The 13,703-nt window shown below is 63.0% G+C and carries 16 protein-coding genes; 8 read left to right on the plus strand and 8 right to left on the minus strand.

The window, feature by feature from the left end; genetic code table 11:
* Nucleotides 1–95: 95 nt before the first annotated feature.
* The 3 genes from tadA to queE are packed head-to-tail and all read right to left on the minus strand — an operon-like array spanning nucleotide 96 to nucleotide 1,706.
* Nucleotides 96–623, minus strand: coding sequence for a tRNA adenosine(34) deaminase TadA (gene tadA, locus F2P46_RS20090; RefSeq protein WP_166893420.1), 528 nt, complete (start codon nucleotides 621–623; stop codon nucleotides 96–98).
* On the minus strand, nucleotides 616–1,062 hold the full coding sequence (gene queD, locus F2P46_RS20095) for a 6-carboxytetrahydropterin synthase QueD (protein WP_166893422.1): 447 nt from the start codon (nucleotides 1,060–1,062) through the stop codon (nucleotides 616–618). The genes tadA and queD overlap by 8 nt, the downstream gene beginning before the upstream one ends.
* Nucleotides 1,063–1,070: 8 nt before the next feature.
* Nucleotides 1,071–1,706: a 7-carboxy-7-deazaguanine synthase gene (queE, locus tag F2P46_RS20100; RefSeq protein ID WP_166893425.1), complete on the minus strand. Its 636-nt coding sequence runs from the start codon at nucleotides 1,704–1,706 to the stop codon at nucleotides 1,071–1,073.
* A gap of 207 nt (nucleotides 1,707–1,913) precedes the next feature.
* Between queE and F2P46_RS20105 the strand changes: the two genes are divergently transcribed.
* The 3 genes from F2P46_RS20105 (at nucleotide 1,914) to F2P46_RS20115 (ending at nucleotide 7,159) form a co-directional block, all read left to right on the plus strand.
* Nucleotides 1,914–2,756 carry a sensor histidine kinase gene (locus F2P46_RS20105; protein ID WP_166893427.1) on the plus strand — a complete coding sequence of 281 codons (843 nt, stop codon included), beginning with the start codon at nucleotides 1,914–1,916 and terminating at the stop codon, nucleotides 2,754–2,756.
* Nucleotides 2,757–3,028: 272 nt separating this feature from the next.
* Nucleotides 3,029–4,069: a GGDEF domain-containing protein gene (locus tag F2P46_RS20110; protein WP_229509372.1), complete on the plus strand. Its 1,041-nt coding sequence runs from the start codon at nucleotides 3,029–3,031 to the stop codon at nucleotides 4,067–4,069.
* Between the two features lie 174 nt (nucleotides 4,070–4,243).
* Entirely contained in the window at nucleotides 4,244–7,159 is a 2,916-nt protein-coding gene (locus F2P46_RS20115; RefSeq protein ID WP_368737934.1) for a M16 family metallopeptidase, read from the plus strand.
* Nucleotides 7,160–7,322: 163 nt separating this feature from the next.
* Here F2P46_RS20115 and F2P46_RS20120 read toward each other — a convergent pair whose 3' ends face one another.
* The 5 genes from F2P46_RS20120 to F2P46_RS20140 all read right to left on the minus strand — a co-directional run bounded on the left by F2P46_RS20120 (nucleotide 7,323) and on the right by F2P46_RS20140 (nucleotide 11,207).
* A complete protein-coding gene (locus F2P46_RS20120) occupies nucleotides 7,323–8,429 on the minus strand; it encodes a YsnF/AvaK domain-containing protein (protein ID WP_166893429.1) in 1,107 nt (368 codons plus the stop codon).
* A 39-nt stretch (nucleotides 8,430–8,468) separates the two neighbouring features.
* A complete protein-coding gene (locus F2P46_RS20125; protein ID WP_229509368.1) occupies nucleotides 8,469–8,894 on the minus strand; it encodes a YsnF/AvaK domain-containing protein in 426 nt (141 codons plus the stop codon).
* Nucleotides 8,895–9,152: 258 nt separating this feature from the next.
* Nucleotides 9,153–9,413 carry a hypothetical protein gene (locus F2P46_RS20130; protein ID WP_166893431.1) on the minus strand — a complete coding sequence of 87 codons (261 nt, stop codon included), beginning with the start codon at nucleotides 9,411–9,413 and terminating at the stop codon, nucleotides 9,153–9,155.
* A gap of 17 nt (nucleotides 9,414–9,430) precedes the next feature.
* The gene (locus F2P46_RS20135) at nucleotides 9,431–10,216 is read right to left on the minus strand and encodes a DNA/RNA non-specific endonuclease (protein ID WP_166893433.1); all 786 of its coding nucleotides are present in this window, start codon (nucleotides 10,214–10,216) and stop codon (nucleotides 9,431–9,433) included.
* A 34-nt stretch (nucleotides 10,217–10,250) separates the two neighbouring features.
* On the minus strand, nucleotides 10,251–11,207 hold the full coding sequence (locus F2P46_RS20140) for a YafY family protein (protein ID WP_166893435.1): 957 nt from the start codon (nucleotides 11,205–11,207) through the stop codon (nucleotides 10,251–10,253).
* Between the two features lie 148 nt (nucleotides 11,208–11,355).
* Here F2P46_RS20140 and F2P46_RS20145 point away from each other — a divergent pair, with 148 nt between their 5' ends.
* From F2P46_RS20145 to F2P46_RS20165, 5 genes are all read left to right on the plus strand, one after another.
* On the plus strand, nucleotides 11,356–11,994 hold the full coding sequence (locus F2P46_RS20145) for a LysE family translocator (protein ID WP_166893437.1): 639 nt from the start codon (nucleotides 11,356–11,358) through the stop codon (nucleotides 11,992–11,994).
* A gap of 137 nt (nucleotides 11,995–12,131) precedes the next feature.
* The gene (locus F2P46_RS20150; protein WP_166893439.1) at nucleotides 12,132–12,527 is read left to right on the plus strand and encodes a hypothetical protein; all 396 of its coding nucleotides are present in this window, start codon (nucleotides 12,132–12,134) and stop codon (nucleotides 12,525–12,527) included.
* Nucleotides 12,527–12,784 carry a DUF5985 family protein gene (locus F2P46_RS20155; protein ID WP_166893441.1) on the plus strand — a complete coding sequence of 86 codons (258 nt, stop codon included), beginning with the start codon at nucleotides 12,527–12,529 and terminating at the stop codon, nucleotides 12,782–12,784. Before F2P46_RS20150 ends, F2P46_RS20155 begins: the two co-directional genes overlap by 1 nt.
* Nucleotides 12,785–12,810: 26 nt before the next feature.
* Nucleotides 12,811–13,080 (plus strand): DUF5985 family protein, encoded by a 270-nt coding sequence (locus tag F2P46_RS20160; RefSeq protein ID WP_166893443.1) that lies wholly within the window; start codon nucleotides 12,811–12,813, stop codon nucleotides 13,078–13,080.
* 70 nt (nucleotides 13,081–13,150) lie between these two features.
* Nucleotides 13,151–13,477: a hypothetical protein gene (locus tag F2P46_RS20165; RefSeq protein WP_166893445.1), complete on the plus strand. Its 327-nt coding sequence runs from the start codon at nucleotides 13,151–13,153 to the stop codon at nucleotides 13,475–13,477.
* Nucleotides 13,478–13,703 lie beyond the last annotated feature (226 nt).

The raw sequence follows: 13,703 nt of genomic DNA on the forward strand, positions 1-13,703 counted from the left end.
TGCGTGCATGGACGCGATTGAGCATACCATCTTTGCGGGGTGGCCGGCATACCATGCGTGTGGGAATGCCGGTCCTGCCAACCTCCCGTATCCCGCTATTGCGGCTGCGCACCCTGCGCGCCGGTCAACGCCGGGCCAGCCGCCGCCTGCGCCGCCAGCCGCGCGGCCTGCGCCGCCTTGCGCCGCTCTGCAAAAAATGCACGCAGCATGCCGCTGGCCTCATCGGCCATTACGCCGCCGACCAGTTCGGTGTGATGGTTCAACTGTTCCTGCTCGAACAAATTGAGCACCGAACCGCACGCGCCGGTCTTGGGGTCCGGCGCACCGAACACCACGCGCGCCAGGCGCGCATGCATCATCGCGCCCGAACACATCACGCACGGCTCCAAGGTCACATACAGTTCACATCCGGGCAAGCGATAGTTGCCCAGTTTTTCCGCAGCGGCGCGCAACGCCACGATTTCGGCGTGCGCGGTCGGATCGTGGCGGCCGATCGGCTGGTTAAAGCCGGTGGCGATCACCTCGCCATCCTTGACCACCACGGCGCCCACCGGCACTTCGCCCAGGCTCCATGCATGTTGCGCCTGTTCCAGCGCCAGTTGCATGAAAGCTGGATCAGGCATCGGTAATCTCTGCCCAGCAATTCGGGGTTTCGTGCAAGACCAGCTTGTGAAGGTGCAAGCCCGTGCCGAATCGGTCGGTATAGGCCGCCTTGAGAATATCGAAAGCGATCTGCGCCAGGTTTTCGACGGTTGGAATGCGGTCGATCACCACGGTCTTGTGGCCCGGCAGCGAAGCGAGGAACTCGCGCACCTTGTCGTCTTTTTCGTAGACCAGGAAGGCATGGTCCCAGACATCGACCAGGTGCTCCTTGGCCAGCGCCTTGATGTCCGAAAAATCCATGATCATGCCATTGTCGGAGTTGCCTTCGGCCTGGATGACGGCGCCCGTGAGCGTGATGTCGAGCGTGTAACGATGCCCGTGCAGGTTGCGGCACTGGCTTTTGTGGTCGGGAATGCGGTGTCCCGCGTCGAATTCGAGCTTGCGTGTAATCGTGAGCATGAAGTGCTTTAAGGTATCTGTAAAAGTTTATGGGTTTGCAAGCTCAGCTTCCACTTGGGATTGCGCTTGCAGGTCTCGATGGCGAGACGGGTGTTGTGTTCGCCCAGCGGGCCGTCCATCGGCTGCACGAAAAAGTTCTCGAAATCGAGATGTTCGTAGGCGCCCAGGTCCTGTTTGGTCTGCGGAATGACCACTTTGAGTTCATTGCCCTTTTCCACGACCAGCTTCGAACCCATCTTGGGGCTGACGCAGATCCAGTCGACCCCGGGCGGCACCGGCAAGGTGCCGTTGGTTTCGATGGCGATCTCGAAGCCGGCCGCGTGCATGGCGTCGATCAAGGGCGCGTCCAGTTGCAACAAGGGCTCGCCACCGGTGAAGACCACGTATTTGCTGTGCGGGTAGGAGGCCGGCCACAGGCTGTCGATCAGCGCGGCCAGGGCTTCGCCGTTGGCAAACTTGCCACCACGTTCGCCATCGGTGCCAACAAAATCGGTATCGCAAAAGGTGCAGACGGCGCTGGCGCGGTCGCTTTCGCGCCCGGTCCACAGGTTGCAGCCCGAGAAACGACAAAAGACGGCGGGACGACCCGCGTGCGCGCCCTCTCCCTGCAGGGTGTAAAAAATCTCTTTGATGCTGTAAGTCACGTGAATATCCTAATTCTCAACCCTCCATTATAGCAAGGTCGCGTAGTGCAACTGGAAATCACCAAAAATGATGCCGTTACGACAGAAACGTTCCCAATTGGAATAGAGTTGATCGGAGACAATATCACTGGTGATGACGGAGAGTAACTTGATCAGAGTCAGCTTGGACTTGCCAGCTTGTCTTATCAGATTTCTCGGAAGGTTTTTATGCACATCACGCCCACCGCCCTCCTCGCCCTGTTCTGGATACTGCTCATCGGCTGGGGCTTTTACGCCTTGCTGCAACGCCACCTGCGCCTCGACGACCAATTGACCGACACCGAAGCGCAACTGGTCATCGAACGTCACGCCCGCGCCGTGGCAGAACTGGCGCTCGCCAACACCCATTTGTCGCTGTGCCAGGCGACCAAGCAGCAGGAAAGCGTGCGCGAAAGCGAACGCCAGCGCATCGCGCGCGACATTCATGACGACCTGGGCCAGAATCTGCTGGCGCTCAAGATCGACCTGCAACTGATGCACGTCAGTACCACCGGCGCCCATCCGCTGATCACGCAGAAGGTCGATGGCATGATCAGCAACCTCGACAACACGATCAAGTCGCTGCGCGCCATCATTTACGATCTGCGCCCGATCGTGCTGGAAGCGGGTTTCCAGAGCGCGATGGAGTGGCAATTGAGCGAATTTACGCGCATGCACGGCATCCGTCATGCCTTCACGGCCGACGCCGACGCGCTCCATGCGCCCGAGGACGCCGAGCGCGACGCCATGCTGTACCGCATCGCGCAGGAGGCGCTGTCGAACGTGGCGCGCCATGCGCATGCCACCGAGGTCGACATCAAGCTGCAGCGCTTCGGCGACATGCTCACCTTGCGCGTACAGGACAACGGGGTCGGCATGGTGCAGCTTGGCAACGGACGCGGCTGCGGCCTGCTCGGCATGCGGGAACGGGTGCGCGCCATCGGCGGCTGCTTTGCCATCGACAGCCTGCCCGGCAGCGGCGTGGTGCTGTCGGTGTCGATTCCCTTGACGGTTGCGTTTGCCGCACACTGAAGCACGATCATCCTTACCCTTGTGCTTTATCAATAGAAACGCAGTGCGCCACAGGCAAAATTAAGTCTTGTCGGCAGTCAACACTTTGCCGCCAAGAGGGGGCCTCGAAAAACCGTAGCGAGCGGCGCAAGTTTCGTCGCGGACGCGCATGTCCGAGAAGCGCAGCCGTACGAAGGTACGGTGAGCATCGCAGGGCGAAAATTGCGCCGCGCAGTAGGTTTTTCGAGGCCCCCAAGAATTTGTCGGGAACTATCTAATAGGGGCAGCACATGATGAGCACGACGAAAGTCCAGAGCGCGACGGCGCAGGCCGCACCGGAACAGGGCCGCGCGTTTGCCTACAAGCTCATGGAGATGCTGGCCGTTCCCGCGTTTGTGCTGGACAACGAGCGGCGGGTGATCATCTGGAACCGTGCCTGCGAGCGCCTGACCGGGGTTGCAGCGGAGGAAGTGCTGGGCACCCGCGATCACTGGCAGAGTTTTTACCAGGAAGCGCGCCCGACCCTGGCCGACCTGGTGGCGCAAGACCGGGGCGACGAGCTCGACTCGCTGTATCCGCAGGCGGCCAAAAGCGGCCACGTGGACGGCCAGTTGGCGGCGGAAAGCTGGTGCGACATGCCGCGCTTCGGCGAGCGGCGCTACCTGTCGGTCGACGCCATCCCGATCTTTGGCGAGCACGGCAAGCTCGAAGCGGTGGTGCAGACCCTGCGCGACATCACCGACGAAAAAGCGGCCCAGGTTGCGCTTGAACAATTGGCCACGCTCGACGGACTGACCGGCCTGGCCAACCGGCGTTGCTTCGACAATACCCTCAGCGCCGAGTGGTCGCGCGCACTGCGCCAGCAGCAACCGCTATCGTTGTTGATGGTCGATGTCGACAATTTCAAGGCTTACAACGATGCCAACGGGCATCTGGGCGGCGATGAATGCCTCAAGCGCATCGCCGCCGCCGTGTCGAGAGAAATGCGGGCCAACGATCTGGTGGCGCGCTACGGTGGCGAGGAATTTGCGGTGATTTTGCCGAACCAGTCGCTCAAGGGTGCGGCCATTGTTGCCGAGCGCATCCGTTGCCGGGTCGAGCAGCTCAAGGTGCCGAACGGACGCGGCGCCAATGAACACGTCACGGTGAGCATTGGCGCGGCCACCGCGATTGCCTCGTCCAACAGCACCGCCTGCCAGTTGGTGGCGACGGCGGACGCGGCGCTCTACCGCGCCAAGCACATGGGCCGCAACCGGATCAGCCTGCCAGCGACCGAGCCCGACATCATCGCTGGCGCCCGGCAGGACGGCCAGGGCGCGCTGAGCGTGCGCTGAGTTTGCGTCCACGGCGGCGCCTGCGGCGGTGCCTACCGCCGTGCCTACCGCGGTGCCTACCGCCGTGCCTACCGCCGTGGACATGGCCACACCGGTGTATGCATAAATTTCCGCTGTTCTTTCTGTCCTGATTCTTTTATCCTGCGGCTACTATTTTTAGCCTCAGGAGACAATGTGTCCAAACTCATCCCGATCAGCCTGCTTGCCCTGCCCGCGTTCGCCATGAACGCGCTGGCGGCCGCACCAGCCACGCCAGCCGGCAAAGCCGATGTTCTACCCTTCAAAGCCACCGAAAAAACCCTGGCCAACGGCCTGAAAATCATCGTCGTCCCGACCGGCTTCCCGAACCTGGTGTCGGTACAGATCCCTGTACAGACCGGCTCGCGCAACGAGATCGAGCCGGGCAAGTCGGGCTTCGCGCACTTTTTCGAACACATGATGTTTCGCGGCACCAAAGCCTATCCGCCTGAAAAATACCAGGACGTGATCACCAAGTCCGGCGCGCGCCAGAACGCCTTCACCAGCGACGACCTGACCAATTACCACACCACCTTCGCCAAGGAAGACCTCGAAACCATCCTCAAGGTCGAAGCCGACCGCTTCCAGGGCCTGTCGTACGGCGAAGATGCATTCAAGACCGAATCGCGCGCCGTGCTGGGCGAATACAACAAGAACAGCGCCAATCCGATGTCCAAGCTGTTCGAAGTGCAGCGCGACGCCGCCTACACCACGCATACCTACAAGCACACCACGATGGGCTTCATCAAGGACATCGAGGACATGCCGAACCAGTATGCCTACTCGAAAGTGTTTTTCGACCGCTGGTATCGCCCGGAGCGCACCACCGTGATCATCGCCGGCGACGTCGAGCCGCAAAAGGCCATCGCCCTGGTCGAGAAATACTGGAGCAAATGGCAGAAAGGCAGCTACAAGAGCGAGGTACCGGCCGAGCCGGCGCCGACCGGCGCACTCTACAAGCATGTCGCATGGCCGACCCAGACCTTGCCGTTCGTCACGGTGGGTTTCCGTGCACCGGCGTTTTCCGACACCGCCAAGGACCACGCCGCACTGTCGATGCTGCTCTCGCTCTCGTTCGGCCGCACCTCCCCGCTCTACAAGCGGCTGGTACAGGATGAACAGAAAGTCGACCAGTTCAGCGATTACACGCCTGGCCGGGTCGACCCGAGCCTGGCGACCATCATCGCCCGCGTGAAAAAGCTGGAAGACACCGTCTATGTGCGCGACCAGATCATGCAGGCCATCGCGCAGTTGCGCAACGTGCCGGTCACCGCGCAGGCGCTGGCCGATGCCAAGTCGGCCCAGAAATACGGCCTGATCCGCTCGCTCGACAATACCGAGCAGATCGCCGGCACCCTGGCTTCCTACGTGCATTACAACCGTTCCTACGGCACGCTCAACCAGTTCTACCGCGTCACCGACAGCCTGACCCCGGCCGACCTGCTGGCGGCGGCGCGCAAGTACCTGGTCGATGACGGCATGATCGTCACGACCCTGTCGAGCCAGGCCCTGCCGGAATCGATGGCGAGCCTGCCGAAGCTGGCGACGCTGGCCGCGAGTGGTACGAACAGTTTGCCGGCCGATGCTTTGCCGCAAGCGACGGCAACCCAGGCCAAGCCGGTGCCGGCGGCCGGCGTCGAAGCCAAGGTAGACGTGCTGGTGCAAAAATCGGCGCTGCCCCAGATCCGCTTCAAGCTGTTGTTCGCCGCCGGTTCGGCGCACGATCCGAAAGGCAAGGAAGGCCTGGCGGCGCTGACCGCGATGATGGTGGCCTCGGCCGGATCGAGCGAGCGCAAGATCGACGAAGTGACCAAGGCCCTGTTCCCGCTGGCCGGATCGTTCACCGAGCAGACCGACAAGGAAATGACTACCTTCACCGGATCGATCCACAAGGATAACTGGAACAAGTACATGACCGTGGCCATGCCGCAACTGGTCACGCCAGGCTTTCGCGAGGAAGATTTCCGCCGCCTCAAGGATTCGCTCAAAAATGCCCTGCTGGTCGACCTGAAAGACAATAACGAGGAAGAACTGGGCAAGGAACGCCTGCAAACCAATGTGTTCGCCGGCACGCCGTACGACCACCCGGTCCTTGGCACGGCCAAAGGGATCGATGCGATCACCCTGGACGACGTCAAGGATTTCTACAAGAAGGCCTACACCCAGGGATCGGTGCGGGTGGGTATCTCGGGCGATGTGTCGGACGAGATGACGGCCGCGCTCAAGCAGGCGCTGGCCAGGCTGCCGGCCGGCCCGGGCTTGCCGGTCACCACGGCGCCGTTGGCAAAAATGCCGAACGGCCTGGAAGTGGAGATCGTCGAGAAAAACACGCGCGCGACCGCCCTGTCGTTCGGTTTGCCGATCGAGGTGCGCCGTGGCCATCCGGACTTCCCGGCGCTGTGGCTGGCTAAAACCTTCCTTGGTGAACACCGTGCCTCGAATGCCTACCTGTACCAGCGCATCCGCGAACTGCGCGGCATGAATTATGGCGACTACACCTACATCGAAGCTTTCCCGCGTGGCATGTTCCAGTTCTTCCCGAACCCGAACGTCGGCCGCAAGGGCCAGTTGTTCGAAGTGTGGATCCGCCCGGTCGCGCCGGACAATGCCCACCTCGCGCTGCGCATCGCCTTGACTGAGCTCGAGAAGGTGATCCAGCAGGGCCTGACCGAGCAACAGTTCCAGATCACGCGCGGCTACCTGATGAAAAACGTGTTTGTGATGACCGCCACGCAGGATCAGTACCTCGGTTACGCGCTCGACTCGCAATGGTACGGCACGCCCGAGTTCACCAAAATGATGCGCGATGGCCTGGCCAAGCTGACCCTGGCCGACCTGAACGCGGCCATCAAGAAGCACCTCTCGACCAAGAACCTGTCGCTCGTGTTCATCACCAAGGATGCCGCTGGGCTGAAAGAGAAACTGGTGAACGATGCGGTGTCGACGATCAAGTACGACGGCAACAAGCCCCAGAGCTTGCTCGATGAAGACAAGGTCATCGGCAGCATGAAGCTCAACATCAAGCCGGAAGCCGTCAGGATTACGCCGGCCAGTGCCGTGTTTGCCGAGTAGACGCGGCAAGAAGGCGTGCGCCGACAAGGCGTGCGCTGACGCGGATCGCTGGCCCGTCGTTCCCGCGTAGGCGGGAACCCAAGTTCGTTCTGTAGCCATGACGGCTCTAATGACTTGGGTTCCCGCCTGCGCGGGAACGACGACGTAGCTGCGGCTCTTGTTCCTACGACGTCATGCGCTCCCAGCCATGCCTGATCGCCGCCTTCATCTTCTCCCAGGGCGAGCCAGGATTGCGCGCCTCCCAATCGCTGCGCAGCCCGGGTTCGATTTCTTCCCACGGACGCTCCCGATACAGCTCGCTGCCAGCCATGCTGGTGCCGTAGCGGTACGCCGGCGCATAATCGTCGTAACTGCCGCCCTCGCGGGCAAAATTGCTGGTCCAGTGACCGCGGAAGTAAACGTCATCGTCCGGTGCAAGCCGCTCGATGTCCACTTCGGTATGGCGCAGCGTGTCGTTGATCTGCTCCTGGCGCTGCGTCACTTCCTTGCCGACGATAACTTCCTCCACCATGCGGGCGGATTTTTCGACGACCGCTTCTTCCGCCGTTTCGCGCAGCTCGATGGTGTTTTCCTGGAAGGCGGCAATGTCGGCCGGATCGACCAATTTGTCCACCGCGCGCCGCTGCACATTGACGTGCTCTTCGCGCAGGCCGATGCTTTCGCTGACCGGGGTTTCCACAATGCGCTGGTAAATCCGCACCCCGCCGCGCTGCACTTCGCGCTTGCCGACCTTCAGTTCTTCCTGGATCACGGGAATGGCCGTGGTGTCGGCCGCACGCTGCTGCGACCCGCCCATGGCCGAGCCTTGCGCGCTGCCGCCGCCCACACTGCCGCCCTGCGACGCTCCGGGCGTCGACTGCTGCGACATGGGCTGCCCGCGCATGGCGTCACCGCCCTGCATCGCGCCCTGCCACTGGCCTGCATGCTCGTCGATATCGATCGGACTGTGGCGTTCGACGATGTCGGCGGCGCGCTCGACCTCGTGCTCGGTCGTGGTCGTGACGGTCAGCACGTAGTGCCCGCGTTCCATCGCCTCGGAATACATCTGCGCATGCTCGCTGCGCTCACCGCCGAACAGGTCGGTAAAAAAGTGCTTGATGCTCGATCCGAGCGATTCGTCGCCGGCGCCTTCTGGCCGGCCGCCGGGCGTATCCGGATCGCCATCGCTCAAACGCACGTCCTGGCGTGAATACCCCGACCCGACCAGGTCGTCGAGCGCCTGCACGGCATCGCCGCGATTGTCAAATACCGCTACCAGTGTGTGTTCCATGATGACTACCTCCATGTTGTTGAACTCGCTTGAACTCGCTTACTTGTGAGGGCCTTCGTCGAACCGTTCGACGATGATGTCTTCTTCGCGCAGCATGACGGTCCCGGCTTGGGTACGGGTGCGCGCGATGCGCGTGATGTGGACTTCTTCCTTGATGCGCACGCGCCGCTCGGTCACCAGCACTTCTTCGAGTACCGGCACGATCAGCGTGTCGCCCTCCTGGCGCGCCACTGGCGCCTCGGACAGGGGGACGATCTTGTCGACGCTGACATGCCTGACGTCGAGCTCGTCGTACAGCAGCGTTTCGTCGACCTGATGGGGATGTTCGCTGACCGTTTTGTGAATCCGCACACCGCGCCCGGTGTCGACGACGCGAGTTCCCACCCGCAGTTCTTCGCGGTGCAGCGGCACGCTGAGCGTGTCGCCGCCTGGCTCGAGATGGGATTCGGCACTGTCTATTGCCATGAAGTTCGCTCCCTAAAAAACGCCGCAGCAGGAGCCGTTGAGAGTACCGCAAAGTGCGCCGACCCTGCGCACCATTGACCTTCCTCAAGTTTTGATCGTCTGTGGCGTTGATGGCGGCGCGCACGAAGACGATGTGCGACCGATCGCGTAGCATGACGCCAAGTCCGGCATCACAGCACCGCCCGGGTCAATTGAGATGGTTCGTTGAGATGGCTCGGCGCGTGCCTTTCCCGGCGCGGTCCGACTATCAGCCCGCGCTTAGTTGAAGGGATTATCCACGTCGCCCACCGCCGGCGGCGGCAATTCGGCCGGCAGCTTCATCCCTTCCAGCTTGGCGACGATGTCACCGAGCAGCGCGTGCAGCTTGCGCGCGTGCTCCAGGCCGACCTCGTCGGCGGTCAGGTCGACATCGCCACTGATGGTGATCCGGTCGAGCCGGTTTTCAATCATCAGCTTGCCAACCGCGAGCACGTCGGCCTCGTTCGCGTACGGTACGAAACCCTGTTTCTTGCCACTCATTGCATCTCCTTGAAATATCAAAACGGCCAACGGCGCGATTTTTTCTGTTTCGGCTGCGGCAGGTCCAGCATGGCCGACTTTTGCCGCGCGCTCAGCGATGGCATCAGGTTGATGCCGATCTTCTCTTCGAGCTCGGCGATCGTCATCAGGTCCAGTTCGTCGGCGGCACGGTTTTCCACGATCCACGCCGCGCCCGCCTTCTGGCCCGGACTATACACCGCCTTGTACAAATGACTCGGCACGAGCACATTGCCCACTTTCTGCAAGCGCTTGCCGATGAACGCCGGCCCGGTGATTACATACAAGGTGCCTTCTTTCCTGACCAGGTCGCGCACGCGCCCTTCCAGTCCGGCCCACAGATGGCGGTTGTTCTCGGCATCCTGCGGCACCATGTTCGCCAGCGTAAAACTTTCGTGCTGGGTCTGGCGATCCGGCATGTTGCCGTTGGGCGCCATGTGGCCACGGTCGAAGCCGCTGCGGGCGTAGTCGGACAGCTCGGCGCGCTGCGACGGCGACAGGCGTTCCTCGGCGTGGAAGGAATCGTCGCGCGAGAGTTTCTTGGCCAGCTTCAGGTTGGCCGGAAGCAGGCGCTCGGCCGACCACAGCGGCGTGCGCGTGATCCCGGAGTGCATCACGCCGAATACGCCATAGCATAATTCGGTCGTCGCCTTGGCCAGCTTGGGGTTGCGGATCTCGGGCAGGCGCCCATCCATGTAGTGTGCGGGACAGCCACCGGCAAACGCGCTGCCGGCTGCCAGCAAGGTCCATCCGAGGACGATGCCGGCCAGTGTTTTCTGAATCATGTTTTCCAAAACCAAAATAGTCGAGCGACGCATTCTAGCGGAGCGTGCCCGCCAAGCGAAGCAGTCGTTCAGCTAATTTTGCAAGACTGGCGCGCAGCTGGTCCGGCGCGCGCACCGCGAAGTCGAACGGCAGGCCCGCCAGGTGGCCGGCGAACCAGTCGAGGTCGTCGGTGGTGCAGCGCAGCAGCACGCCATCGGGGGCCTGGTCGAACACCCCGAGCGCGCCATGGAAATGCGCGCTGGCCGTTTTCAGGTCGGTGTGCAGCAGCACTTCCACCGCGTGTTCGCGTTGCATCACAGCCAGCGACTGGTTCAGGTAGCCGAGCGCGTCGAAGCCGGCCGGACGCGCGAACGAGACCGGGCGCGGCTCGACTTTGACGATGCGGTCGATCCTGAACGAGCGCATCCCGGCGCGCAGGTGGCACATGCCGGTCACGTACCAGCAGCCGCCGCGAAACGCCAGGCCGTAGGCGTCGAAGTCACGCTCGGTTTCGCCGCCGTCGGGCGCGCGGTAACGCAGGCACACGCGCTGCTGCGCCAGCGCCGCCGAACTGAGCGTGACGAGAGCGTCGTTGTCCCTCGGTGCCACCGCGCGGATCATGTCGAGCCGCACGGTTTCGTCGATGGCGCGCACGCGCCGCTTGAGGTTGGCCGGCATGATGCGTTCGAGCTTGGCCTGGGCGCTGGCCACCGCCGGCGCGGCTTCGGCAAAGCCCAGGCTGCGCGCGGCGAGCAGGCCGATCGCCAGGGCCAGTGCTTCATCGTTGGTAAACATCATCGGCGGCAACTTGAAGCCGGCCATCAGCGCATAGCCGCCGTGGCGCCCGCGCTCGGTCGTGATGGGAATGCCCATCTCTTCGAGCGTGACGATGTAGCGGCGCAAGGTGCGCGGATCGACCGCCAGCCGCGCCGACATCTCGACGCCGCTCAGGCGGCCATGGGTTTGCAGCAGTTCCAGCACTGCCAGCACGCGGGTGGTTGGATGGTACATGACGCAACGATAGCAGATTAACAGGGCGTAATCTGCCCTGATGCGGCGCTAATCTGCGCCCTGTCGATGTTCCACCGCCAACCGAAAGCGAGCCCGCCATGCCCTTCCCCACCCTGAACCATGCAATCGACCTGTCGGCGCCGCCGGCATGAGCGCAAACGCCAACCTGTGGCTGTACTTTGTGGTCGTGTTCGGCATCATCGCCCTGCCCGGCCTCGACATGGCGTTTGTCATGGGCAGCGCCGTGCTGGGCGGCCGGCGCGCCGGCCTGGCGGCGGTGGCCGGCATCGTCAGCGGCGGCGTGTGCCACCTGGCGATGAGCGCGCTGGGCGTGGCCGCGCTGCTGCGGCTGTGGCCGGCCCTGTTCAATGCGATGCTGGGCGCGGGCGCGCTGTACACGGCGTGGATCGGCTGGCAAATCCTGGGCGCCGGCGGCGGCTTTGTGCAACACCTGCCGGGCAAGGCTTGCGGGATGGGCGCCACCTTCCGGCGCGGGCTCGTCACCAGCCTGCTCAACCCCAAAGCCTACTTGTTCATGCTGGCCATTTTTCCGCAATTTCTCAAGCCCGGACCGGAGCCGCTGTGGACCCAGGCCGCGCTGCTGGGCGCCATCACCGCCCTGACCCAGGCCGGCATCTACGGCGCGCTGGCATGGCTGGGCGGCGGCGCCGGGCGCTGGCTGGAAGGGCGGCCGGGTGCGGCCACCCTGCTCGCGCGCGCCATGGGCGTGCTGCTGATCCTGGTGGCGGCGCTGAGCGCGGCGCAACTGCTAGGCAGCCTGTTTTGAGCGGCCCCGGTGCATGAAGTGTTGCCTTATTGATACATGAGTACATCACAATGATGCATGCTTGATAAGCAAAGTCGACTAGAATACGGGTTTTGGACCGCGTTGGCTTAGCTTGGCGCAATGGATTCTTGTACATCATGGTGCCCCAACCGATACCCGAAGAACTGCGTCGCTTCCTGCTGACCAGTATTGCCTCGGTTCCCCACCTGGAGGCGCTGCTGCTGTTGCGCAACAGCGCGCCTCAGGACTGGTCCGTGCAAACAGTGGCCGAGCGGCTCTACATCGGCGACAAGCTGGCCGCGAGCGTGCTGGCGGACCTGTCGCGCGCGGGCATGACAGTCACCTTGCGCCACGAAGGCAGCGCGGCGGTGTTCCGCTACCAGCCAGCCACGGCGGCGCTGGGCCAGGTGATCGATGCGCTGGCCGACCTGTACGCGCGGCGCCTGGTCGAGGTGACCCATCTGATTCATTCGAAGCTCGAGCGCAAGGCCCAGCAGTTTGCCGATGCGTTCACCTGGCGAAAGGAGTCGTAATGGCGGCGGCGATTTATGGCCTTTGCATGCTCACCGCGCTGGCCTGCGCCTGGCTGTTGCTGGCCAGCTATGCGCGTACCGGGCATCGCCTGCTGTTCTGGAGCGGCCTGTGCTTTTGCGGCATGACCCTGAACAACCTGATCCTGATCCTCGACAAGCTGGTGTTCCCCGCCATGGACTTGCTGACCCTGCGCCTGGTGACGGCGCTAATCTCGGTATCCCTGCTGCTGTACGGGCTGATTTACGAGAAGGAGTGAGAGATGAGTAAAACACGGAGCACGCCATGGATCTGATGCTGGCCGGCGCCGGCGCCATGGGTTCGGTGGTGATCGGCCTGTTTTTCCTGCGCTTCTGGCGCACCTCGGGCGACCGCTTTTTTGTGTATTTCGCGCTGTCGTTCCTGATCGAGGGCGCGCACCGCATCTATGCCAGCCTGACACCCGGCATGAGCGAAGATTCGCCCTTCCACTTCCTGCTGCGCCTGCTGTCGTATTGCCTGATCCTGTGGGCGATCGCTTGCAAGAACTGGCCCCGCAAAAAGGCGGTCGAATAAAGCGGCATGGGCTGAACTTTCGTCCGGGTGATGTCTCTAACTGACTTTATCGCAAGCCAGAGGAGCCATCATGCCAGCCAGTGACAGCGATATTGACATGCCCGACACCGGTCCGCCTGTTCACCCGCCACCGGGCGCCGACCCCGGCGCGGCGGACGTTCGCTCCGCATCATTGCTGCCGGCCGGGGGCGACGACGCTGACGAGCGCTTTGCGGTCGCCGAAGAAGTCAGCCTCGACCAGCAATCCGACCAGGCCCGCCGGGTCGGGGCCTTGCCACCCGATCCGGCGCCGCAGACGGACCTTGCCGGCTCCGTGGCCGCCACCTTGTCGCCGGACGAAACTGCGCAGCCCCCGCCGGCCGCCGGCGGGCACGCCACATCCCGATCGCGCGCCTGAGCCGCAAGGCAATACCATTACGCAAAGTCCCTCCCCCGGGTACCGGCAAGGAGCAGCCGCGACAGGCCGAATGGGATCGCTGCATTCCCAGCCGGGCCGTTGCTGTCGCGCCTCCCCCCATGGAGGCGTTCGATTGACTTTCGGAGAATGACCCGCCAATATTGACAAACTGTCTTCCACCACCGAAAAGGACGCAATGCCGATCTCCTCCGTTCCCGACACGACC

The sequence above is a fragment of the Massilia sp. CCM 8734 genome (assembly GCF_011682155.1).
GTDB classification, from domain to species: Bacteria; Pseudomonadota; Gammaproteobacteria; order Burkholderiales; family Burkholderiaceae_D; genus Telluria_A; species Telluria_A rubra.